We start from the raw sequence: 25,335 nt of genomic DNA on the forward strand, positions 1-25,335 counted from the left end.
ATAAATCTTGTAAATCTGCTAGGGTCTACTAGAACACTTGGGAAATTATCGTTTCCCTCCCATCCTCAATCTTCGTATCGCCGAATTAAGACAATGGGAAGAAAGCCGTATTCCCGATGTTGTTCGTATGAGTTGAAGGGGTGGCAGAAAGGATAGCAGCCTGGTGTAGATACGAAGATCGGAAAGTAATTGTAAAGGGGGCATTGCCCACCGTAGGCGAAAAACTTGCTCTACTGCGCTGCCAAAGCAAACTACAGTCCTACATTATGGATTTACGGAAGACAAACAGATTTCCAGTTTTTCCCCGTCCGACTCTTAAATCCTCATCCAGGTAAGACGTTCTCCACCAGGCTTCATTTTGCAGAAACTCCAGGACAGGAATTTTCAATTCCGGTAGTTGCCATTGTGGTTGTCCAAAAGCTTGTCTCGCCTGTATCGCAAACGCATTGAACTTGACGGTAGCTTCCTGTTCCCGTTCCTCCTCCCAACCCCATTGACCGTCTGCACGGAGCCGCCATCTTCCCAGGAAGGGAATCTCCAACTCTGCTCCATTTTCCGCATTCAGCGTCTTTGGCGCATGGAAGGTTAACGTTTGCCAAACTGAATGAATGGTAACGCCTGTAGCACCGAATCCAGGAGAGAAGGGTGCCAGTCTGCGGGTTACAACGGTGCCCCGTGAAGCGTAGATCAGTTCCCAGGCTCCTAGCAGTTGTGGCATTGCAGCGGAATGGAGGGGATGAGGGGTGGGATTACCCTGCTCTAATTGCATGATGAGTTGATCGATCGCTCCTGCCGCTGAAGGCAAGAGGGCATTTTGCCGTCCAAGGGCTGCAATTTGGCGGAATAATTGGGTTTTGAGGGTTGAGCGAGTTTCTTGATCCATGAGAGTCATCAAGGCTGCAATGTCCGAGGCACCGTCTGTCGTCAGACGGGATTGAGCCAATCTTACAATCTTGCTTTGAGAATTTGCTCTGAGAATTTGCTCTGAGAATTTGCTCTAAGAATTTGCTCTGAGAATTTCGCGCTTACGGCCTATCCAAAACCCTTAACGGAGTTTGCAGACGGGTCTTACAACCGCGCTTCAATGCTCCAGATAGCTTGAATGACGATCTCCGGACGAGTTTTGGGAATGGCGTGTCCTGTTTCAGGCAATTCGATAGTTTGTAAATAATTATCAAGTCATCTTTGCATAAGGGGTTCAAAGACTCAACTTTTTAAAGTGAGAATTGCTGTGCAGGGTTGTTGGTTCAGTTCAGGGATAGAGATGAACGTTATACTGTTTACTTCAGCCTATGCAAACAATGCTCAAGTGTCTCCTTCTCCAATATTTCTCCAGTAATCAAAGTTAGTGCTGAGCATCGACTCGGACAACATTTCAGTAAACAAAAATGAGTATGACGATCGCGGGCTACAACTTACTCGAAGTTCTGGATGAAGGAGCCACCACCTGTATTTACCGGGCAAAATCAGCATCAGAAAATCAGCTCGAAGCAACATCAGTGATTATCAAAACACTGAAGGCGGAATATCCATCCGTTGAGCAACTCGCCCGACTCAAACACGAATATCAAATACTCCAAAATCTAAATATTGAAGAAATTGTTAAGCCGATCGCCTTAGAAAGTCATGGGAATGGCCTTGCCCTGATTCTGTCAGATTTTGAGGGAGAATCGCTGGCAAAAGCGATCGCCACGGGGCGATTTCAAGTAAATAATTTTTTACAAATTGCGATTCATTTGGCAGCCATTCTGGCGCAGTTGCATCAGCAGAATATTATTCACAAAGATATTAAACCCCATAACATTCTGGTTAATCAAAAAACGGGTGAAGTTCGGTTAATTGATTTCGGAATTTCTACCTATTTATCGAGGGAAAATGCAGCGGTCAGTCCGGCGACTAGGCTTGAAGGAACGCTTGCCTATATTTCGCCGGAACAAACCGGCAGAATGAACCGTTCGATCGACTATCGCACTGACTTCTATTCCCTGGGTGTCACGTTTTATGAAATGTTGACGGGACAGTTGCCGTTTCAGGCGACGGATACCCTGGAGCTGATTCACTGCCACATTGCCAAACCCCCTGACTCGCCGCATCAGGTTTATGCAGAGATTCCAGAAGTCGTGTCTGATGTAGTGATGAAATTGCTGGCGAAGACGGCAGAAGAGCGGTATCAGAGTGCGCTGGGACTGAAGGCTGACCTGGAACAGTGCCAGACGATGCTGCAAACCACGGGGACGATCGCCCCGTTCCCGCTCGGAGCATTGGATTTATCGGGTCAATTTTCGATTCCTGAAAAGCTGTATGGGCGCGATCGGGAAGTGGATTTGTTGCTGAATACCTTTGCCCAGGTCAGGGCGGGTCAGACGGAAGCCATGCTGGTGAAGGGGTACTCTGGCATTGGCAAATCGTCTTTGGTCAACGAAATTCGTAGGCCGATCGTGGGTGCGAAGGGCTACTTCATTGCCGGTAAATTTGATCAGCTTCAGCGCAATGTGCCGTACTCTGCGATGATCATTGCCTTTCAATCCCTGGTGAAACAGTTTTTAACGGAAAGCGAAACCCAACTGGCCCACTGGCGTACCCAATTGTTAGCGGCTCTGGGTAAGAATGCTCAGGTGATTATTGATGTGGTTCCCGATGTGGAGCGGATTGTGGGCAAACAACCCGCTGCGCTGGAATTGGCTCCTGCGGAAGCACAGAACCGATTTAATCTAGTTTTTCAACGGTTTATTCGCGTTTTTTGTTCACCCACGCACCCGCTGGTGTTGTTTCTGGATGATTTGCAATGGGCGGATTCTGCGTCGCTCAAGCTGCTGGAGGTGATCCTGACCGATGCAGAAGCGGGCTATTTATTTCTGATTGGAGCCTATCGAGATAACGAAGTCAGCCCCAGCCATCCCCTGATCGTGACGCTGGATGCCCTGCGATCTAAAGCGGTGACACTTCATGAAATTACCCTGGCTCCCCTGGCACTGGCAGACGTTCGTCAGCTCATTGCTGATACCCTCCATAGCGACGCAGCCGCCGTCCACTCCCTGGCGGAACTGGTCGTCCGCAAAACTTCAGGCAATCCCTTTTTCGTCAATCAATTTCTCAAAACCCTGCATCAAGAGCATCTGTTAACCTTTACAGCGCCAACGGCGGGAGGTAAGCCGTCCTGGCAGTGGCACCTCGCCCAGATTGAAGCACTGGATATTACCGATAATGTGGTGGACTTGCTGATTCAGAAGTTGCGAAAACTGCCCGACCTGACTCAGCAGGTGCTACCGTTAGCAGCTTGTGTGGGTAACGCCTTTGACCTGAAAACCCTATCCACCATTGCTCGACGATCGCCAGTCGATACGTATCAAAATCTGTTGCCAGCCATTGAAGCTGGTTTAGTCTTATCGATCGCTGACTTCGCTTTTGTACAGGACTTATTACGCAATCTATTACAAGATCCAGTACAAGATCCAGTACAAGATCCAGTACAAGATCCAGTACAAGATCCAGTACAAGATCCAGTACAAGATCCAGTACAAGACCTGACAATTCCCCATCGGCTGAATCTGGAATTTAAGTTTCTCCACGACCGGGTACAGCAGGCAGCCTACGCGCTGATGGACGATCGCTCCAAACAAGCGACTCACCTCCAAATCGGTCGGTTACTCTGGCAAAACACATCTCCAGGCACGTTACCCGATCGAATTTTTGAAATTGTTGATCACTTCAACGCTGGAATTGGTCAAGTGACCGATACAGCAGAACGCATTGAAATTGCCAAACTGAATTTGATCGCTGGACAGAAGGCAAAAATCGCCACAGCGGCGGCGGCAGCAATTCAGTATTTACAAGCGGGACTGGAACTGTTATGCGATCGCAGTTGGGAAACTGAGTACGAATTGACCCTGGCACTGCATACCGAAGCGGCAGAAGCAGCATTCTTGAATGGTGACTTTGCGGAAATGCAGAGATTGGCTGAAATGGTTCAGAACGGTGCCAAAACTCTACTGGACAGCATCAAAGTGTACGAAGTCCAGATTCAGGCTGACATGGGGCAGAATAAGCTGCGGGATGCATTAAATACGGGACTGCAAGTTTTGAGGCAGCTAGGAATTGCCTTTCCCGCATCGCCTGTCCCCTCTGATATTGGGCAAGCTCTGGGGGAAACCGCAGCAATTTTAAGCGGCATCCGGACGGAGGACTTAATTACGCTGCCGGAAATGACCGATCCCCATCAACTGGCAGCGATTCGAATTCTGTCCAGCATCTTCTCGGCTTGCTACTCAGGAATGCCCTCTCTGGTGCCTTTGACGGTCTGCCAACAGGTGAATTTATCGGTGCAGTATGGTAATGCTTCTGTGTCTCCCTTTGCCTATGCGGTTTACAGTCTGCTGCTGTGCGGGGCGGTTGGAGAGATTGAGCGGGGTTATGAGTTGGGTCAATTGGCGTTGCGGCTGGTGACCCAGTTAAATGCCAGGGAGATCGAAGCGAAGACGTGCCACCTGGTCTACGCGGCGGTTCTACATTGGAAGGAACCTGTCAGAAATACCTTAGATCCTTTCCTGTCCATTTTCTCCAGCGGCATCGAAACGGGGGATTTAGAATATGCTGGCTATGCTGTGATGGTGTGGAGCCATTACTCGTTTTTTGCAGGTCAGCCCCTCAGCCAGCTCGATCGCTCGATCGCCACTTACGCAGATGCCATTGAGCGAATCAGCCAGGAAACCGCCCTCAACAATACAAAAATCTGCTGGCAAGCCGTCCTCAACTGGATGGGAAGCGATTCAGATCCATGCCAGCTAAAGGGGGAAGCCTACAACGAAGACCCTATGCTGCCGCTCTACCGCCAAACGAATAACCAACTGGCAACGCATTACCTGTACCTGCATAAACTGGTTCTTTGTTATGGGTTTGAAAACTACCCAGAAGCGTTGTCCAGTATTCCTGAAATTGAACATTCTTTTGGTGCATCAACGGGCCAGCTAACGGTTGTGATCTTTTATTTCTATGATTCCTTAGTGCGATTGGCTCTGTACCCCCAGGCTTCCCCGTCCGATCGCCAGGCTATTCTCGATCGGGTGCAGGCAAATCAGGAAAAAATGCAGCAATGGGCCCACCATGCCCCGATGAATCATCTGCACAAATTCTACTTAGTCGAAGCAGAACGCCATCGCGTTTTAGGTGAGATGGTCAAAGCAATGGAACGGTACGATCACGCCATTGCCCTGGCCAAAGAAAATGAATACCTGAATGAAGAAGCATTGGCCTGTGAACTGGCGGCCAAATTTTATCTGGACTGGGGCAGAGAGGCGATCGCCCAACTTTACTTTCAGAAAGCGCACTATGTCTATCAGGTATGGGGAGCTGGGGCGAAAGTTGAGCAGTTAGAGGCAAAATATCCGCAATTTCTGACCAGAACTTCTGCAAAGAGCAGCCCCAAAACGGCAAACTCTCACCAAACAACCCGCCATCCTGAAGCCGATTACAGCCTGGATTTCGCTACGATCATGAAAGCGGCCCAGGCTCTTTCCGGTGAAATTGTTTTCAGCAAATTGTTGACGAAGTTGATGCAGATCCTACTGGAAAATGCCGGGGCAGAAACGGGAGTATTAATTCTAGAAAAAGACGCAAAACTCTTCATTGAAGCGACAGGGTATGCTCATCAGAATGAAGTTGCGGTTCAGCAAGGGATTCCCGTAGAGATGGGACAATCCTTGCCGCTCTCTATGATTAATTATGTTCGCCAAACCCAGGAGGATGTTGTCCTCAACGATGCAGCTCACAACGGAATGTTCACGACAGATGATTACATTCTGGAGCAGCAACCGAAATCTATTCTCTGTACGCCGATCGTTCACCAGGGTCAGCTCATCGGTATTCTTTACCTGGAAAACAACTTAATAACGGGTGCCTTTACCGCTGAGCGCGTGGAAGTATTACAGCTTTTGTCTTCCCAGGCAGCCATTTCGATTGAAAATGCTCGGCTTTACCAGGAGCTAGCCGTTGCAAACGCGGACTTGCAACAATCCCATGAACAGTTAGCGGATTACAGTAAAACGCTGGAAGCCAAAGTGGCCGAGCGGACAGCCCAACTGCGGCAGGAGGTGCGCGATCGCCAACGGGCAGAGGAAGCGGCCCAGGCTGCGAACCGGGCTAAGAGTGAGTTTTTGGCCAACATGAGCCATGAACTGCGGACACCCCTGAACGGTATTTTGGGCTATACCCAGATCTGTCAAAAAGACCGGAATTTGTCTGAGCAGCAAAAGAACCGGATTACGATCATTCATCAATGCGGTGAACATCTGCTGACGCTGATTAACGATGTTTTAGATCTCTCTAAAGTTGAAGCCCGCAAGATGGAGCTGTATCCGAGGGCGTTTCATTTTGGGGAATTCCTCCGGAGCATTGTCGAAATTTGTAGAATTAAAGCAGAGCAGAAAGGGATTGAGCTAGTGTATCAACCGCTGTCTTCTCTACCTCAGGTGATTCAGGCGGATGACAAACGCTTGCGGCAGGTCTTGCTGAACCTGCTGGGGAATGCCATCAAGTTTACCGAAACAGGCACGATCGTGTTTCAGGTGGGGGAGCAGGAGCAGAAAATTCGCTTTCAAGTGGCAGACCCCGGTATCGGCATTGCCTCAGAACATCTGGATGAGATCTTTAAGCCGTTTCATCAGGTGGGCGAAAATCACCGCAAGACGGAAGGGACGGGGTTAGGATTGGCCATTAGTCGGCAACTGGTTGAAATGATGGGGGGAACGCTTCAGGTCAGGAGTACTCTGGAGGCAGGCAGCACCTTCTGGTTTGATTTAGATCTGCTGATCCCGGAGACAACGGCGGATACAGCCGATACCTTAACGCGCTCCGTAACGGGCGTTCAAGGGCATCGACGGAAAATTTTAGTCGTGGACGACAAGCCCACCAATCGCTCGGTTCTGGTCAACTTCCTGGAGCCGATCGGATTTGAGGTCTTGGAGGCGGTGGATGGGCAGGACGGACTGCACAAGGCGCGTGAGTTTCAGCCCGATGTGATTCTGCTGGATCTGGTAATGCCTAATCTGGATGGTTTTGAGGCCACCCGTCGGCTCCGCTCCATGCCAGATTTACAGGACATCATCATTATTGCCATCTCAGCCAGCGTCTTCGAGTTTGATCAGCAACAGAGTATTGAGGTGGGCTGCAATGATTTTCTGCCTAAACCGATTCGAGAAGAGCATCTTCTCCAAAAGTTGCAGGCTCACCTAAACCTGGAATGGATTTACGAAAACAAGCGCGACGGGGGGGGCTCGCGGCAGAGGAGGACAAGTCAGCCAGGAACCTGGATTTTCCCATTCCCCCCACAGCAGAGATCGCCATTTTTCTGGATTTAGCCATGCGAGGAGATGTCCGGGGCATCGCCAAACGAGCAACCCAACTGGAGGAGGCGGATCCGCAGTGGAGTCCTTTTGCCACCCACCTGCGGCAACTTGCCAGGGAATTTAAAGGACGGCAGATATTGGAATTTTTGGAGCAATTTTAGGAGGTGGGCATGAGTACAGATGTAGCTGAACAAGGTGTGATTTTAATCGTGGACGACACGCCGACGAATTTAGAGGTGTTGCTCGATTTGCTGGAGTCTGCGGGTTTCAAAGTGGTGGTTGCTGAAGATGGGGAAAGAGCGATCGCCCTGGCGGAATATGCCCCACCGGATTTGATTTTGCTCGATGTCCTTATGCCTGGAATCGATGGATTTGAAACCTGTCGTCGCCTGAAAGCACACCCAGATACCCAGGAGATTCCGATTATCTTTCTGACGGCCGTGAGTGATAATGTTGACAAGGTAAAAGGATTACATCTCGGAGCCGTTGATTACATTACCAAACCTCTGAATCACGAAGAGGTTTTAGCACGGGTCAATACGCACGTGCGGCTACAAAATTTGACAAAGAGCTTGACGGAACAGAATGAGCGACTGGAACAGGAAATTCAACACCGCCAGCGGGTAGAGGCTGAACGCGAGCAAGCTTTTAGAGCATTACAGCGCAGTGAAGCGCGATTTAGACGGTTGATTGAGTCGAATGTGATCGGCGTTATTTTTAGCTTGATGGATGGCCAGATCACCGATGCCAATGATGCCTTCCTGCAAATGATGGGATACGATCGCGCTGATTTGGAGTCGGGGAACTTAAATTGGCAGTCCATGACACCCCCAGAATACGCTCATCTTCAACAAGTCGCCCTGACCGAACTGCACGAGACTGGCGTGTTTACCACCTTTGAGAAAGAATATTTCCATCAGGATGGACACCGGATTCCAGTCATGGTTGGCGGAGCAGTACTGGATGATGCGCAACAGACGATCGTGGGTTTTGTCCTTGACCTGACTCAGCATAAGCAAGCAGAAGATAAAATTCGGGAACAGGCGGCACTACTCAACATCACAACCGATGCGATTTTGGTGCGAGATTTAGATCATAAAATTCAGTATTGGAGTAAGGGGGCAGAGCAGGTTTACGGATGGCAGGCTGAAGAGGTAATCAATCAGGATGCGAATCGGCTGTTGTATCGTCTGGACTCAATTAAACAACTGGAAGCGATCGAAGTCAGTCTGATGGAGAAAGGAGCATGGCAGGGGGAATTGCAGCAGGTCAATAAACAGGGTAAGGAAATTATTGTAGCCAGCCGTTGGACATTGATGCGGGATGCTCAAGGACAACCAAAATCTATCCTGACGGTGAATACAGACATTACCGAAAAGAAACAGCTCGAAAGCCAGTTTTTGCGATCGCAGCGGCTGGAAAGTTTGGGAACGCTGGCCGGAGGAATTGCTCATGATCTCAACAATATCCTCACCCCCGTTCTGGGTACCGCTCAACTCCTCCAGTTAAAGTTTCCTAATGCTGATGAACAAAGCCGAAACTTGCTGAAAATTGTTGAAGCGAATACCAAGCGTGGGGCTGAACTGGTCAAGCAAGTCCTGCAATTTACCCGTGGTGTGGAGGGCAAACAGGCGATCGTCCAGGTGAAAGATCTGATCCACGAAGTGAAGCAGATTGCTGCAAAGACCTTTCCTAAATCGATTACGCTGCTCACCGATGTGGAACCGGAGCTTTGTCTGGTGTCTGCTGATGCCACACATCTGCACCAATTATTGATGAATCTGGTCGTGAACGCGCGTGATGCAATGCCCGAGGGGGGGACGCTGACGATTTCTGCCAAAAATCGATTGGTGGATGAATACTACGCCCGCACCCATCTGGATGCTGCCATCGGTTCCTACATTGAAATGAGTGTGAAAGATACCGGAACAGGCATGTCAGCCGAAGTGATGGATCGGATCTTTGAACCCTTTTTTACCACAAAAGAGCTGGGCAAGGGAACCGGATTAGGACTTTCTACTGTCCGGGGCATAGTTAAAAGTCATGGCGGATTTATCGATGTGGTAAGTCAGGTGGGTGAAGGGTCTGAGTTTAAAGTGTTTTTACCGGCTGTAGAAGCACCCATGTTCCCGCGAATAGAATCCCCTCATCTCCCTAATGGGAATACAGAATGGATTCTGCTGGTAGACGATGAAACCCAAATTTTGACAATTACTAAAGCTTCTCTGGAAGCTTATAACTATCAGGTGCTGACTGCTAACAGTGGCATGGAAGCGATCGCCCTCTGTACTCAATACCAGCACAAGATTGCTGTAGCGATCGTCGATATGATGATGCCGTCAATGGATGGGCCAACGACGATTCAAGCCCTGCAAAAAATCAAGCCGCAGATCAAGACGATCGCCATCAGTGGATTTGTCTCCAACGACAAGTTGCGGGAGGCAAGCGGCATGGAACACTTTCTCGCTAAACCCTACACCATTCAAGAATTACTGCAAACCCTGCGGGTCGTGCTGGGAAAGCCCGTTGAGCAACCGATCGGATCTCATTTTTAAGTGAGGGCTGCATTTAAGGAATAACACCAGCCGAGGCATGAATGCATCCGCGGATCTGCGTTTTTGCTTGCCCTCACTGCTCCTGTTATATATACTGTGAGGCAAAACATATGCAGAAAATCAGGTGACGGGGTAAGAACAGACTTACCTCAAGCCTTCCGGCTCAGGCATTCCAGGGAATTATTCTATGCGTACCATACTAAAGAGAATTTTAGCGATTTCTGTTCTCGTTTCCTTGAAGCTTTCTGCTTTCACACAGATCGCGGAAGCTTGCACCAGAGTGGTCTACAAAGGGCCCAATGATACTGTTTTAACTGGGCGAACGATGGATTTTTCGCTGGATATCCCTGCCAATCTCTGGATTTTTCCTAGAGGCATGCAACGCAATGGCGAAGTGGGGCCAAACTCCATTGAGTGGACTTCCAGGTATGGCAGTGTCATTGCAAGTTCCTGGGATATTGCCACACCGGACGGGATGAATGAAAAGGGTCTGGTCGCAAACATGCTTTGGCTCGTGCAGTCAGAATATCCGGCTTTTGACAGCGATGGCGATCGTCCAGGGCTAACAATTTCTGCTTGGGCGCAGTACGTACTCGACAATTTTGCAACTGTTGCCGAAGCAGTTGAAGCCCTGGCGCGAGAAGAATTTGTGGTTGTAACCGATTTCATTCCTGGAACTGACAAATTAGCGACGGTACACCTTTCGCTCTCGGATGCCACGGGCGATAATGCCATATTTGAGTACGTTGGTGGACAGTTGGTTATCCATCATGACCCTTCGTATACCGTGATGACTAACGACCCCCTGTTTGAGGAACAACTCGCCATCAATGATTACTGGCGAAATATTCCGGGGAATGTGTTTCTGCCGGGCACCAATCGCGCTGCAGACCGTTTTGTGCGAGCGAGCTATTACATCAATGCGATTCCGCAAACCGATGATCCACAAATTGCGGCTGCCAGTGTGTTTAGCGTCATTAGAAATACCTCTGTGCCCTACGGTATATCTACGGAAGGTTTTCCAAACCTGTCTACGACACAGTGGAGAGTTGTTGCGGATCAAAAAAACCTGATTTACTATTTTGAGACTGCACTGACCCCCAACACCTTTTGGGTTGACCTGAACCGGGTTGACTTTAGCGAAAACAGTGGGGCCAGAGTGCTCAGGCTCAGCAATGGCGAAGTCTATGCAGGTGAGGTGTCTGACGAGTTTGTCAGCTCAGAGCCATTTAGATTTCAGGGTCTATGATCTGTAGCCCCTGGCAAGGATGTGATAAAAACAACGCCGTAGTACAGTGTAATACTGGGGCAAAACGGAAGACATACAGAATTTTGCTGCATCACTCTCTTCAGCAGGACTATTATGCAAAGAAGCTATTGTTCATTCACCCGAATCAGGTGGTTATACAGTAGGTAATTTGTATCACTGCTTATACAGGGTGGTTAGACGAAGTGGCTCGTACAATAAATTGTCATGCGACGATCTCATTCCAGCAGTCACTGTTCCTAAGTGAGTATTCACGAGTAAAAACAGCAGAAGTTAGTAATATAGAGGTATTTAACCAAGACCCTACAGTCAGAAGGCTAACTGTCTGTAACCGTTGAGCGTGACGATGACCGAACAAGTAATCGAACAAGCCTTGATCGAAAAGCTGGATGACCTCAAGTACAGCTATCGCCCGGATATTCGAGATCGCGCCGCGCTGGAGCAAAACTTCCGCGAAAAGTTCGAGGCACTCAACCGCGTCCACTTGACTGACAGCGAGTTTCCTCGACTGCTGGAATCGATCGTCACCCCAGATATTTTCGCTAATGCCCGCCATTTGCGGGAGCGCAATAGCTTTGAGCGCGACGACGGTACGCCCCTCTACTACACCCTGGTCAACATCAAGCACTGGTGCAAGAACAGCTTCGAGGTGGTCAACCAGCTACGCATGAATACCGATAGCAGCCACCACCGCTACGATGTGATTCTGCTGATCAACGGTGTGCCCGTGGTGCAGATCGAGCTAAAAACGCTGGCCATCAGTCCGCGTCGTGCCATGCAGCAGATCGTCGATTATAAAAATGACCCCGGTAATGGGTATGGCAAGACTCTGCTGTGTTTCATCCAGCTTTTTATCGTCAGTAATCGCAGCGACACCTGGTATTTTGCTAACAACAACATCCGCCACTTCAGTTTTAATGCTGATGAGCGTTTTCTGCCCCTCTACCAGTTCGCGGATGTTGATAACCAGAAGATCACTCACCTGGATAACTTCGCTGAGAAGTTCCTTGCCAAGTGCGCCCTAGGCGAGATGATTAGCCGCTACATGGTGCTGGTGGCTAGCGAGCAAAGGCTGATGATGATGCGTCCCTACCAGATCTATGCAGTTAAGGCGATCGTCGATTGCATTCACCGTAGCAGCGGCAATGGCTACATCTGGCATACAACTGGTAGCGGTAAGACTTTGACCTCCTTCAAAGCGTCTACCCTGCTAAAGGACAACCCCGACATCGACAAATGCCTGTTTGTGATGGATCGCAAGGATCTCGATCGCCAGACGCGGGAGGAATTCAATAAATTCCAGAAAGGTTGTGTTGAGGAAAACACCAACACTGAAACCCTATATATCAACACGCTGGAAGTGGGCAAAGGGCTGGACGAGCAGGCGATCCGTGCGGGCTATGAACGCTTTAAGGCGGAAAAACAGGACCGCGAACTGGTCGCCATTGCCACCAGGCACGGGTTGGAAACCACTGCCCTGCAAGCCTTCGTGGATGCGATTCTGCGCCGCATGGTGTTCGATGGCGATGCCCTTAGCAATCTGTTTGCGCCGCTGGAGTTGGGCTGGAAGGCTCGTACCAGGGCGGAACTGGCGCTGATGGAGGAGATTTGATTCCGCTGTTGAAGAAGCTGGCGCAGGGGCGGGAGATTTCGGGGTTAGAGGTCTATGAGCAATAAGCAGGAAACCAAACCATGAACAGCATCTTGCAACAACTTCAACACCATGCCGCTGCCTTGCCGCCCGCCTTGCAGGCGGAATTGCTGAACTATGCCATCTACCTGGAGCAAAAAGCGCAGGCTAACCCCGTCCCGGCTATGGACAGCAACCAGAAACGGGAACGCCTTGCGGCGGCATTGGCACAGGCGGCTGCCCTAAATCCCTATGGCGACGTTGCCGATCCCGTTGCTTGGCAGCGTGAACAACGCCAGGATCGACCTTTGCCGGGAAGAAACTATGCTGATTGATAGCAATTTGATTATTTATGCCACACAGCCGCCCTATGCTTTGATTGCTGCAACCTGTCTGGAACATCAACTGCCTTTGGCAACCGCCAATGAGAAGGATTTTGAGTGGGTCGATGGCTTGACGATTCACAATCCTATGCGGCAAGACGGAAAAGACGCATCAGGTCTATGAGCAATAAGCAAGACACTAAGGGGATGAAGCCAACGGCACAACGTAAACTCGTGCCTCAACTGCGCTTTCCTGAGTTTCGGGATGCGGGAGCGTGGGAGGTGAAAAGAATTGAACCATTGAGATGCTTCTTCTGATCTATGAGGTGGTACTTGAATTGCTTCTGGTGGGTGTCAAAAACGATCGCCAATTGTTAACTGGGAATGCTCGCCTGCTCAATCAGTGTTGAGGATGTAGGAGATTTTAGAAGACTATACCGAACCTACCAGTTTCGGATCATCGATCGGCTGCATTCGTTCCTGCTGATAGTCCTCAAAGGTGAAGGCATCAACCTGAATCGCATCAATCCGATCGCGTTCGGCTTGCTGAACCAGGAGTTTTTCAGCTGCGGTGATGATGCCTGTCTGGTAGGCAAATTCGATGAGTTGATCGGGTGAACCAGAGGGGAGTTGTCCCGCTTGTTTGGCGGTTTTGATTTTGCGGGCGATCGGTTCAGCTTGATGCACCAATTCCAGGGCGTGTTCGATCCGTCCTAGAGCCTGTTCCGGATCGGTGGGAATGAAGATGCCTGCGGTGAGACGATCGCGCTGTTGTCCTGGGGTTTGCAGGATTTGGGCAACCTGATGACCGAGGCGATCGGACGGGGGAGTGCCAATGGAATTGAGCCGCCACCAGGACAGGATCGGATACCGGAACAGGATGCCGAGCAGGGGCACATCCAGATTGCTGAAAATCCCTTCAAAAGCTTGCTGAATCTGGGCAAAGGCGTATTGCATTGACCAGTGTACCAGGGGGAGATCTTCCGTTTGGCGACCTTCGGCTTCAAAACGGCGTAGGGTCGCTGTTCCCAGGTAGAGCCAGGAGAGGACATCGGCAAACCGTCCAGTCAGCTTTTCTTTGCGCTTGAGGGAACCGCCGAAGGAAAGGAGGGCAATATCCGTCAGGAGGGCAAAGGTGGCGGAAGCCCAGGCTAGCTTGCGGTAATAGCGAGCCGTTTCTCCCCGCACAGGCGATCGCGCCAACCGTCCTCGCGTCAGGCTCAACAGCACTGTCCGAACGCTATTGCTGACCAGCGATCCCATATGTCCCCAGAAAGCGCGATCGAAGGCCGCCACATCCTTCTGGCTCAGGGACTGAATCTCCTGATACACATAGGGATGGCAGCGAATCGCACCCTGTCCAAAAATCATTAAGGTGCGGGTGAGAATGTTTGCCCCTTCAACGGTAATGGAAATGGGCGTTGCGGTGTAAATGTTAGCGAGTAAATTACGCGGCCCGCGACAAATGCCAGAACCGCCCAGAATATCCATCCCGTCGTTGATCATCTGGCGGGAAAGCTCGGTGGTGTTGTACTTGGCAATGGCAGAGACGACAGCCGGTTGCTCACCGCGATCGACGGCTCCACAGGTGTACAGTCGGGCTGCATCCATCAGGTAAGCAAACCCACCAATTCGCGCCAACGGTTCCTCCACTCCTTCAAACCGTCCGATCGACAATCCAAACTGTTGCCGCACCACACTATGGGCACCCACCACCCGCGCCACCAGTTTTGCCACCCCCGTACAGGTAGCAGGGAAGCTGACTCCCCGACCCGCTGCCAGGGTTTGCATCAGCATCTTCCAACCCTGTCCCGCCTGCTCCACCCCCCCAATAATCTGGTCGATCGGCAGAATCACATCATGCCCTTCTGTGGGCGAATTGTAGAAAGGAACGCCCATGGGGTCATGCCGTTTGTTAATCACCACTCCGGGCGTACTCGTCGGCACTAACACGCAGGTAATCCCCACATCCTCACCTTTACCCAGCAGGTTCGCCGGATCACGCAGGCGAAAGGCTAGTCCCAGTAAGGTGGCGATCGCTCCCAGGGTAATGTACCGCTTGCGCCAGTTCAGCCGTAGATAAAGCTGATCATCCGTTCCCCGAAACACTTCCCCGTGGGAGATTAAACTGGCGGCATCCGAGCCAGCCGTGGGTTCCGTCAGGGCAAAGCAGGGAATGTCTTCCCCTCGCGCCAGTCGAGGCAGATAGTGCTGTTTCTGTTCATCCGTCCCGTAGCGCAGCAGCAGTTTCGCGGCCCCAAAGAATTCGCTACCCCCACCGTTGCCACATGGGTAAACGATCGGGAAGCCAATTTCACCATCACCGCACTATACGCCAGGTTGGAAAATCCCAGTCCACCATACTCCTGGGGAATCATCATGCCAAAGAATCGCTCCTGCTTCAGGTAGTCCCACACTTCAGGCGGCAAGTCTTTCCGCTGATAAATCTCCCAGTCCGTCGCCATCTGACACACCTGCTCCACCGGCCCATCCAAAAACGCCTGAAGTTCTGGCGATACCTCTGGATAGGGTTCCTCCAGAATGCGATCGAAGTCTGGTTTACCCGTAAAAAACTCCCCCTCAACCCAAACATTTCCCGCCTCGATCGCCGCTCGTTCCGTCTCCGAAATCCGAGGCAATAATTTCATCGCCTGAATTGCCTGCACGATCCAGCGAGTGATCAGGTTTCGTCTGATAGGTGGAATCAAGAAGAGACAGACAAGAAAAATAATTGCGATTGAGATCAAGATAGCCAAATACATGATTCTCTCCTTTGGGAAGACAGTAGGGGCGCATTGCAATGCGCCCGTACAAAAAATTGCAATGCGCCCGTACAAAAAATGGGGAATAGAGAACCTCTTGTGGGGTGGGCATCTTGCCCGCCCAGTGTCACCTCCCATTCAAACCATCAAATTCTCATACACCCCCGCCGCTCCCATACCACCCCCCACACACATCGTCACCATGCCATAACGAATTCCCCGTCGCTGCATTTCGTGTAGCAGGGTTGCCGTCAATTTCGACCCCGTACAGCCCAGCGGATGCCCCAGCGCGATCGCTCCCCCATTCACATTCACAATGTCTTCATTCAGACCTAATTCCCGAATTACGGCTAACGACTGGGCAGCGAAGGCTTCGTTCAGTTCAATTAAGCCAATCTCCTCCAGGGTTAAGTTCACCTGTTTCAACACCTTGGGAATGGCAGCAACGGGGCCAATGCCCATAATTTCGGGGGGAACACCCATGACGGCAAAGCCCATTAACCGCGCCATGGGTTGAATGCCTAACTCATTCACCATTCGATCGCTCATCAGTACCGTGGCGGCTGCCCCATCTGAGGTTTGGGAAGAGTTGCCTGCGGTGACGGTGCCTTTCACATGGAAGACAGGTTTGAGGCGAGAGAGAGCTGCTAAACTTGTGTCAGTGCGAGGGCCTTCATCCGTGTCAAAAATAATCTCTTTTGCCTCCGGTCTACCGTTGACATAGTGGGTTTCCCGCACGGTAATGGGGACAATCTCTGGTTTAAAGTGTCCTGCCTGGATGGCGGCTACGGCTTTTTGGTGCGATCGCAGGGCAAAGGCATCTTGATCAGCACGGGAAATCTGAAACTGGGTAGCGACATTCTCCGCCGTTAAGCCCATCGTGATGTAAGTCTCAGGAGCATCCGCCAGCAATTCCGCATTGGGGGAAAACTGGTGTCCCCCCATCGGAATCAGGCTCATCGACTCCACTCCCCCCGCCACCACCACCTCCGCCTGGTTCAGGGCGATCGCCTGATGGGCCATGGCGATCGACTGTAGCCCGGACGAGCACAACCGATTCACCGTGCAGCCAGATACCGAATCCGGTAGACCCGCGCGCAATCCCACCACTCGCCCCAGGTTATAGCCCTGCTCGGCTTCTGGCATGGCGCAACCCAGGATCACGTCATCGACTTGATTAGAGACTAATCCGTCAATTTTGGTGAGTGCCCCGCGTACAGCCGCTGCTCCCAAATCCTCTGGGCGTGTATGGCGGAGGGTTCCCCGGGGAGCCTTGCCCACTGCCGTGCGAACACTGCTGACAATGTATACGTTTCTCATGGCTCTATTCCTTGCTCATTCCTTGCTCAGTTCCCGCTCAATTCCTTAATGGCTTCTTCGTTTTCAGCATGTGTAAAATCCGGTCTTTGGTCTTTGGTTCGTCGATTAGCGGTAAGAAGTTGTCGCGTTCTAACCCCAGCAAGTAATCATCATTGACTTCTGAGGGAATGGTCAGATCACCACCCGTCAGGACATAGGCAAGACGATGGGCCAGGGTGCGATCGTATTCACTGATGTAACCGCCCTGCTGCATGACGTAAGCCATATGTTCCAGGGTGGCTCTGGCGGATTGTCCGAGTACCGGAATCGGCTCATGGGGAGGAGGGGCATAGCCGGACTGATCGAGGCAAATTACCTCTTGCTTGGCAACATACAGCCGCCGGTCGCCATTGATCACCATTTTGGTGGTCGGAGCTAAGAAGCCGAGTTCTTTCCCTTCTAGGGCACTGTTTGCCACCTTGGCCATGCCGATCGTTTCAAACACCCGCTTCAGCCAGGGTAGAATATCCCCCGGCGCATCGGAGATCGCCTGATGACCCGTCCACCGCGCCAGCCGCATCAAACCGCCGCCCGCCGGAATCAGTCCCACGCCCAGTTCCACTAAGCCAATATAGGTTTCGGCATCGGCAACCACCTGGGGACAAGCCATTGCCAGCTCACAGCCACCGCCCAACACCCGCCCCTGAATCGCCGCGACGATCGGCTTGGGGAAATAGTGAATTCGCTGTACCAGGGTTTGAAACTGGGTGAGCAAATCGGCAATGCGAGAGTGGGAATGGTTAAACGGATTCAGGTTTTCCCATTGGGCAATTTTGCCGACCTCCGCCAGATTAATCCCCACACAGAAATTCTCGCCCTCATTGCCAATCACCATGCCCCGAATTTCATCATGGGCTTCCAGCCAATCCAGAGCCGCCACCAGTCCGTCAATTACCTTAACGCTGAGGGTGTTTGCCTTGGAGCGAAATTCGTACAGCACCACGCCATCGCCCAGATCCAGCAAAGCCGCTTCGCTGTTGTGCCAAAGGGTCGCCTTCGGATTAGACTTAATTTCTGCCAGGTGAATTTCGTCGGTTGCGGCAGGCAGCGAGATGTAGCCCTGTTGCGGCAAATACAGTTGTCGCTCGCGGTAGAACTGGGTGATGTGATGCCGTTGCATTTCCTCAATCCAGGCAGGCACCGTGAATCCGGCTTGCTGCATATCCTGAAGCACGGTTTCAAACCCCAGCACATCCCAAATTTCAAATGGGCCCAGCGTCCAGCCAAATCCCCAGCACATTGCCTGATCAATTTCCAGGGGGCGATCGGCGATTTCAGGAATCCGATTCGCACTATAAGCCAGCGTTGCCAGAATGGACTGCCGGACAAAGTCCCCTGCCCGTCCCCGGTGGTGATACAGCTTTTGCAGCCGTTCTGTTAAACTCGGATGATGCTCGATCCCGCTAATGTTGCCCAGGTTCAACGGTTTCGCAGATTCGTAATTGAAGGTTTTGGGATTGAGCGATCGAATCTCGCCCTCCACTTTTTTGTAAAAGCCCTGTCCCGTTTTCGCGCCTAACGATCCGGTTTCCACCAGCTTCCGCATCACCTCCGGCACCCGAAACATCTCCCGGCATTCATCCTGAGGAATGGCAGGATAGAGATTTTCCGCTACATACAGCAGCGTGTCTAACCCAACCAAATCCGCAGTCCGAAACGTAGCCGACTTGGGGCGACCCACCAGCGTTCCGGTGAGGGTATCAATTTCTTCGATCGTATATCCCTGCTCCAGCCAGGCTTTCAGTCCCAGCAGACTGACGAAAACACCAATCCGGTTGGCGATGAAGTTTGGCGTGTCTTTAGCAACGACAATGCCCTTACCTAAACGCATCCGACCGAACCACTGCATTCGTTCTAAAACTTGGGGATTAGTTTCGTCCGTTGGAATCAATTCCAGTAATTTTAAGTAGCGGGGTGGATTAAAAAAGTGCGTTCCCAGAAACCGTTTACGAAACGATTTTGAGCAATTCTGGACGATCGCCTCAATTGATAAACCGCTTGTGTTCGTTGAAATGACGGCATCCTTCCGAACGGTCTGCTCAATTCGATGCATTAACTCCTGTTTTACATTAAGATTTTCTACCACCGCTTCAATCACCCAATCCGCCGCAGCGAGGCGATCGAAGTGTTCTTCATAGTTTCCCAGGATGACGCGCTTTGCCGTCTTTTCGGTGAAGAAAATCGGAGGGGACTGCTTCAAAGCTTTTTTCAATGCCCCTTCCACAATGCCATTTTTATTACCCGTTTGAGCGGGCAAATCCAGCAGATGTACCGTTAATCCGGCATTGGCAAGGTGGGCAGCAATCTGAGTTCCCATCACCCCTGCACCCAGCACAGCAACAGTTTGAAACGGTTGAAACAACATCGGTCTTCCTCTAGTAATGGGTTAACGACTTGGCATAAACCGGACATTCCGCCGGAGGGATATACACACAGGACGGTGCGGCATCTTTCGCCAATTCTTCCGATTTTTCTTGCTCTACCTCTCCATATAGCATTGCAATCTCGATCGCAAAGGTGTCTATAACCTGTACCCGGTTAAGCGTTCCGTCTGGTTTCAGCAGCCCATTTTCGATCGTCAGTTCCGCATTCATCAGCCTGAATTTTCTCACCGTTGACCAGTAGGGCAAGTGGCAATTCGCAGCATCAATCAGGGATTGATAGAGGGATAAAACGCAGGGATGCTGAAGCCAGGATTCGATCGATTCCGGATCCAGGGGAATCGGGTTGAGTGAGCCAGGGTCAAGCTGCGAAAGTTCTGGCCGCAGGGCTGATAAATTAGGAAAGATCAACATGCCGCAGAATTTTTGATTGGCTCCCACGGTAATCGAGTGGGACACATATGGCGATCGCATCAATTCCTGTTCCAGGGGCAACGGTGAGACGTACTTACCCGTCGTCAGCTTAAACAGGGGTTTCTTCACACCAGTAATTTTGAGAAATCCATCAGGTGACAGTTCCCCCAAATCGCCTGTATGCAGCCAGCCTTCGGGGTTGAACGCTCGCTGAGTGGCTAACGGATCACGGTAATAACCCTGCATCACAAACGGAGCCTTCACCAAAATTTCGCTATCTTCGGCAATGGTAAGTTCCACTCCTGGAATCGGTACGCCGACCGTTCCCGCCCGGTTGTATTCGCCCCGGTTGTAGCAGAGAACTGCGCTGGTTTCCGTCAAGCCATAGCCCTGTAAAACGGGCAGTCCTGCTGCCGAAAACACATTGGTTAGCTCTGCTCGCAACGCTGCTCCACCACTAATAAACGCCTTCAACCGATCGCCAAACACCGATCGCCACCGCGCAAACACCAACCGATCGGCGAGCTTGAGCCGCAGGGCATACAGCCGGGACAAGGGTTGCCCCACCTCATAGCGTTGTGCGAGCTTCAACGCCCAGAAGAACATGGCGCGATCGAACTTACTCAACCGTCGTCCCTGTTCCAAAATCCGCTCATAGATTTTCTCCAGCACCCGCGGCACTGTAATCATGAAAGTTGGATTCACAGATTTCAGGTGTCGTATGACGTGACCTGGATCAGAAAAATAAATGCTGTGTCCATAGGCTAAATGTCCATAGAAAAAGGCGCGAGCAAAAATATGGGTCAGGGGTAGGAATAGCAGCACAACTTCCTCTGCCCCAGTCGCTAAATTGGGATAGCTGCTAAACGCACTCAGAATATCAGCAGAAATGTTTTCATGGGACAGCATCACTCCCTTGGGCTGCTTCGTTTCACTGGCAATGTAGATCATCGTGGCGAGAGCTTTAGGATCGATCGCCGATCGTAACTGTTGTAAGCGTTCTGCTGACCATCGCGCTTTTCCCTGCTGCCGCACCTCCTGCAACGACAACATCCGAACTCCATGTAAAACTGCCTCCTGTAAAAAAGCACCCTGTTTGGCAGAATGCATCACATGGGTTTCATCAAGCTGTAAACAAACCTGGCTATTTTCTGGTTGCTCCTCCTCGATTTTTTCAGTCACTTCACAGTCCTGTAATGCTCCCGTTCGCTCCTCAATTCCGTCTACCACCAGTACCCATTGCAGCATCACTGCCTCCCCCAAGTGAGGTAGCAATTGATTCAACAACTCTAAATTGGAAATAATTAATGCCTTCGCTGCAGTATGTTGCAGAATAAATAGGATATTTTCGATTGTCTGAGTCAGATCGATAGGCACATTCACCAGACCTGCCAGCAAACATCCCATGTCTGCAATGCAAAAAGGGAGGTCACTATGCATCACAAACGCCACCCGATCGCCGCGCTCTAACCCCAAAGACAGCAACCCTAAAGCACATTCCTCAACCGCAGTCCGAAAGGCGTGGTTAGAAAGCGACTGCCAGTTGCGGTTTTGCCACTGATTCAGGGCTTGTTCGTTAGGGTGGCACTCACAGGCTTCATCCAGTAAGGAAAGCAGCGATCGCCCCAAGACTAAGCTACCAGAGTCAGGAGGAGCGCGATAAATGTTAGAAATAGCAATCATCGTTTTAGGAAGCGCAAGTGACACTTCATACTAGGTTGAAGGAGCAGTGGACGGATCAAGCAACCCATCTAATGCAAGAAGTGAGCGAAAATTAAGCAATAAAAAAATGTTGCCTGGGGAAGAAATGTTGTTTGGAACGATCTTGCTTGCGTCAGTTGGGTAGTCGCGTTTAACTGTTTCTGTTGAAGAGTAGAGGAAATAACGTCAAAATCGATCGGCTTCAGAGCTTTTATTTCACCGCAACAGCTTTTGGTTTTAATTTGATAAAAATGGTTACTTTTCAGCCATTTTCCGGCAAACCAATCGTGTTTTAACCCATACCAATTAGAACTCTAAGCACACCTGAAGGTTCAGGAGCATCACTCCCAGGGAAACTAAACTTGCCGTACCTCTATCAACAATGGGTCGTTTTAATCTTTGGTCGTTTTAATCTAAGGAATTGATATTGCTTGATGTCATTTAGTATAGCTTGCTGCTTTTTGAATCTGTGGGAAATGATACTTGTTGTAAACATTTCTCGAAAAAAATTTAAACAGTCTGCTTTCAAACCATCCAGGAATTTGCTCAACTACTCCCAGATGCGCTAATTTTCAAGAAAGCGTCAAGCCAGATCGAAAATTATAAGATCAGCTCTCAGCCCCAAAATTATTGAACTCTATAGAGAGATAAACAAAAATATAAGTTTTTTCAAATTTATCAATGATCGACTTATTTTTATCAGGCACTTTGTACGGCAACCAATGAGGGAGCATCCCATTGATGCAAATTCAGTAGATCACAAACCCTGTTTGGATCTCCCCTAGCCCCCCTTGAAAAGGGGAGAACCGTTCGCGGAGCGTGTGCGTAGCACAAACCGAAGAGGGGTTGAAGTCCCCCTTTTTAAGGGGGATTTAGGGGGATCTAACGCAGGCGTTGCCGTGAATGCAATTCGTTTTCGATCTACTGAAATTGATCGATTTCCGTAGCGCAGGCATCTTGCCTACCAGTAAACTATCCATCATGCAAATGCAAAAGTGGGATACACCCAATCAATGACACCTGGAATCGTCCAGTGATTCTAATTCTGCCAACTTTGTTCAGTTCAGGCAGAAATCCCCCGGCTATCACTCCATTGACACCAATTCAAGTCTCCCTCAATGTGTCGCTCCAGCCAGAATAGTAAATCATTTACAACTTGCTGATAATCTGTATCGTTATGCAGGTCGTGGAACGCTTCTGGATAAAATCGAAATTCTTTGTCTGCAACTTGAATTTGCTCAAACAGAAAATTGCTGCTTTCAGGTAAAGCGATCGCATCTGCGCTACCATGCAGCAACAAAATTGGAGTCTGCAAATAGTGCAGGTTTGCTTCAATCCACTGGATGGTTTTGAAATACTCAGTGACTAACCGTGCCGTCCCTTTTGTGTGGCGCAGCGGGTCGTTCATATAAGCGGCTACCACCTCAGGATTGCGGGAAATGGCTTTGTGAGAAATGCCGGTATTCAGCGTAAAACGAGGATAGACCTGGGAAACCATTCGGCCGATCGCCAACCGCAGGGGTGGAACTCCGACGGGTTTTAGGGGAGGAGCCATTAAGATCATGCCGGAAAGACCATCCAGATCGTGCAGCGCATAATCAAGAACAACGATCGAGCCTAAGCTATGACCCATGACAAAACAGGGCAATACAGGATGCTGAGTCGCTATCAACTGCCGAAAACAATCAAAATCTTCTCTAAATTCTGTCCATTGGTTGATGTAGCCGCGCTGTCCAGACGAGCGCCCATGCCCTCGCAGATCCATACCATAGATCGCATAGCCCTGAGGGACGATCGCCTGTACGATATTTCGGTACAAATTACTGTGTCCTCCCAACCCATGCAGGATACCAAGGATTGCTTTGGGGGGGGCTACAGGATGCCAGCTCTGGTAGTAGAGGGATGTACCATCTTTGCCAGCAAACGTACCTTCAGTATGTAACATCAATGGGCGCACCTCCTAACCGGAAAAATCAATAAATCGGGTCATCCGTTCTCATTAGGGATCTGCAATAAAATGGTATCCCAATCTTGGGAGAAATCTGCTGTAAGGGCAAACTGCTGTGCCCTCCTACTGGGTACGCTATTTTTCTGCATACCCCTTAGCACTCCTAATTCCAGGATGGCTTATGCAATGTGCTACAAAATACATCTTCACTTTTATTAACCGATCTATCCATTACTAGACCAGCCTCTAGCTACTCCTGGAACCCAATCGGTTCCTGCTAAGGGAATCTGAGCCATTGCGGCGGCTTCAACGGTGAGTGCCACCAGATCTTCCCGTTCCAGATGATGAACATTTTGTTTGCCGCAGGCCCGGGCGATCGTGGTCAGTTCCATATTCAAAGTTTGTAAATAATTCTTCACCCGCCGCGCTCCTACTTCCGGTTCCAGCCGTTGTTCCAGTTCCTCATCCTGGGTGGTAACACCGACGGGGCATTTCCCGGTATGACAGTGATGGCAGTATCCCGGAGCCGTTCCCAGAGCAGCATAATCCTCGATCGCCGAATAGTGTGTGCCGTTCTGGACATAGGTTTCACTATTACAGCCCAACGCCATCAGCACCGCCTGCCCGATCGACACCGCATCAGCTCCCATGGCTAAAGCCTTCGCCACATCTGCCCCCGTGCGAATTCCGCCAGAGATGATCAATTGCACTTTACCCTTCATGTTCATGTCTTCCAGGGCATCTACAGCTTGCCGGACTGCTGCCAGGGTAGGAATGCCTACGTGCTCAATGAAGACTGCCTGGGTGGCTGCGGTTCCCCCCTGCATCCCATCCACCACCACTACATCCGCTCCGGCATGAACAGCGAGTTTGACATCATTAAAGGTGCGAGAGGCTCCAACTTTGACGTAAATTGGCTTTTGCCAGTCGGTGAGTTCGCGCAATTCCTGAATCTTAATCGTCAGGTCATCGGAACCTGTCCAATCAGGATGGCGACAGGCCGATCGCTGATCCACGCCTTCCGGTAGGGTTCGCATTTCTGCCACTCTAGCATTGATCTTTTGCCCCAGCAGCATGCCGCCACCCCCTGGTTTTGCCCCCTGACCAATCACAATTTCGATCGCATCGGCTTGACGCAAATCATCGGGATTAAACCCATAGCGAGAGGGTAAACACTGGTAAACCAAAGTTTTGGAGGAAAGGCGTTCTTCGGAAGTCATGCCGCCGTCCCCCGTCGTCGTTGATGTCCCCGCTTCTGTTGCGGCTCGTCCCAGGGACTCTTTCACATGGGCGGAGAGGGAACCAAAACTCATTCCGGCGATCGTGATCGGAATTTCTAATTCGATCGGTTTTTCAGCGTAGCGCGTGCCCAACACGGTTTTGGTCAGGCATTTTTCTCGGTAGCCCTCTAAGGGATAACGAGTCAGGGAAGCTCCCAAAAAAACTAAATCATCAAAATGGGGTAATCGGCGTTTTGCCCCCAACCCCCGAATCTCATATAACCCATGCGCTGCCGCGTTTTGGATATAGTGCAGGGTGCGGCGATCGTATCCCCAGGATTCTTCACGGTAGATCGGTTTGTCGTTCATATTTGCCTCTATATCTTTGATTCGATCGGCATTTCAAACATTAAATTCGGTGATTGTGGGGCAACC

At 50.6% G+C, this 25,335-nt stretch carries 13 protein-coding genes and 1 pseudogene; 7 read left to right on the top strand and 7 right to left on the bottom strand.

The genetic code is table 11. The annotated features are described in order from the left end of the window. Positions 1-259: 259 nt before the first annotated feature. Positions 260-943 (bottom strand): PAP/fibrillin family protein, encoded by a 684-nt coding sequence (locus ACM1PF_RS28050; protein ID WP_416669417.1) that lies wholly within the window; start codon positions 941-943, stop codon positions 260-262. A gap of 445 nt (positions 944-1,388) precedes the next feature. On the opposite strand from ACM1PF_RS28050, the gene ACM1PF_RS28055 reads away from it, so the two are divergent. The 7 genes from ACM1PF_RS28055 to ACM1PF_RS28085 all read left to right on the top strand — a co-directional run bounded on the left by ACM1PF_RS28055 (position 1,389) and on the right by ACM1PF_RS28085 (position 13,299). After that, on the top strand, positions 1,389-7,352 hold the full coding sequence (locus ACM1PF_RS28055) for a hybrid sensor histidine kinase/response regulator (RefSeq protein ID WP_416669419.1): 5,964 nt from the start codon (positions 1,389-1,391) through the stop codon (positions 7,350-7,352). Positions 7,353-7,354: 2 nt separating this feature from the next. After that, positions 7,355-7,501, top strand: coding sequence for a hypothetical protein (locus tag ACM1PF_RS28060; protein WP_416669421.1), 147 nt, complete (start codon positions 7,355-7,357; stop codon positions 7,499-7,501). 9 nt (positions 7,502-7,510) lie between these two features. Further along, positions 7,511-9,895, top strand: coding sequence for a hybrid sensor histidine kinase/response regulator (locus ACM1PF_RS28065; protein ID WP_416669423.1), 2,385 nt, complete (start codon positions 7,511-7,513; stop codon positions 9,893-9,895). 187 nt (positions 9,896-10,082) lie between these two features. Beyond that, positions 10,083-11,144 carry a linear amide C-N hydrolase gene (locus ACM1PF_RS28070; RefSeq protein ID WP_416669425.1) on the top strand — a complete coding sequence of 354 codons (1,062 nt, stop codon included), beginning with the start codon at positions 10,083-10,085 and terminating at the stop codon, positions 11,142-11,144. 364 nt (positions 11,145-11,508) lie between these two features. Then, positions 11,509-12,774: a type I restriction endonuclease subunit R, EcoR124 family gene (locus ACM1PF_RS28075; RefSeq protein WP_416669427.1), complete on the top strand. Its 1,266-nt coding sequence runs from the start codon at positions 11,509-11,511 to the stop codon at positions 12,772-12,774. An 80-nt stretch (positions 12,775-12,854) separates the two neighbouring features. Next, the gene (locus tag ACM1PF_RS28080) at positions 12,855-13,127 is read left to right on the top strand and encodes a hypothetical protein (protein WP_416669428.1); all 273 of its coding nucleotides are present in this window, start codon (positions 12,855-12,857) and stop codon (positions 13,125-13,127) included. Beyond that, on the top strand, positions 13,117-13,299 hold the full coding sequence (locus ACM1PF_RS28085; protein WP_416669429.1) for a hypothetical protein: 183 nt from the start codon (positions 13,117-13,119) through the stop codon (positions 13,297-13,299). The genes ACM1PF_RS28080 and ACM1PF_RS28085 overlap by 11 nt, the downstream gene beginning before the upstream one ends. Positions 13,300-13,547: 248 nt before the next feature. Here ACM1PF_RS28085 and ACM1PF_RS28090 read toward each other — a convergent pair. From ACM1PF_RS28090 to ACM1PF_RS28115, 6 genes and pseudogenes are all read right to left on the bottom strand, one after another. Beyond that, positions 13,548-15,877: pseudogene (locus ACM1PF_RS28090) on the bottom strand (acyl-CoA dehydrogenase). A 138-nt stretch (positions 15,878-16,015) separates the two neighbouring features. Continuing rightward, positions 16,016-17,197 carry a thiolase family protein gene (locus ACM1PF_RS28095; protein ID WP_416669430.1) on the bottom strand — a complete coding sequence of 394 codons (1,182 nt, stop codon included), beginning with the start codon at positions 17,195-17,197 and terminating at the stop codon, positions 16,016-16,018. 37 nt (positions 17,198-17,234) lie between these two features. Then, on the bottom strand, positions 17,235-19,598 hold the full coding sequence (locus ACM1PF_RS28100; RefSeq protein ID WP_416676829.1) for a 3-hydroxyacyl-CoA dehydrogenase/enoyl-CoA hydratase family protein: 2,364 nt from the start codon (positions 19,596-19,598) through the stop codon (positions 17,235-17,237). 13 nt (positions 19,599-19,611) lie between these two features. Then, the gene (locus tag ACM1PF_RS28105) at positions 19,612-21,714 is read right to left on the bottom strand and encodes an AMP-dependent synthetase/ligase (RefSeq protein ID WP_416669431.1); all 2,103 of its coding nucleotides are present in this window, start codon (positions 21,712-21,714) and stop codon (positions 19,612-19,614) included. Between the two features lie 1,081 nt (positions 21,715-22,795). Then, entirely contained in the window at positions 22,796-23,677 is an 882-nt protein-coding gene (locus tag ACM1PF_RS28110) for an alpha/beta hydrolase (protein WP_416669433.1), read from the bottom strand. Positions 23,678-23,904: 227 nt separating this feature from the next. Continuing rightward, positions 23,905-25,269 carry an FMN-binding glutamate synthase family protein gene (locus ACM1PF_RS28115; RefSeq protein ID WP_416669435.1) on the bottom strand — a complete coding sequence of 455 codons (1,365 nt, stop codon included), beginning with the start codon at positions 25,267-25,269 and terminating at the stop codon, positions 23,905-23,907. Between the last annotated feature and the right edge of the window lie 66 nt (positions 25,270-25,335).

This window comes from Egbenema bharatensis FJBBOT/2019, from assembly GCF_048077055.1.
In the GTDB taxonomy this organism is placed as follows: domain Bacteria; phylum Cyanobacteriota; class Cyanobacteriia; order Elainellales; family Elainellaceae; genus Egbenema; species Egbenema bharatensis.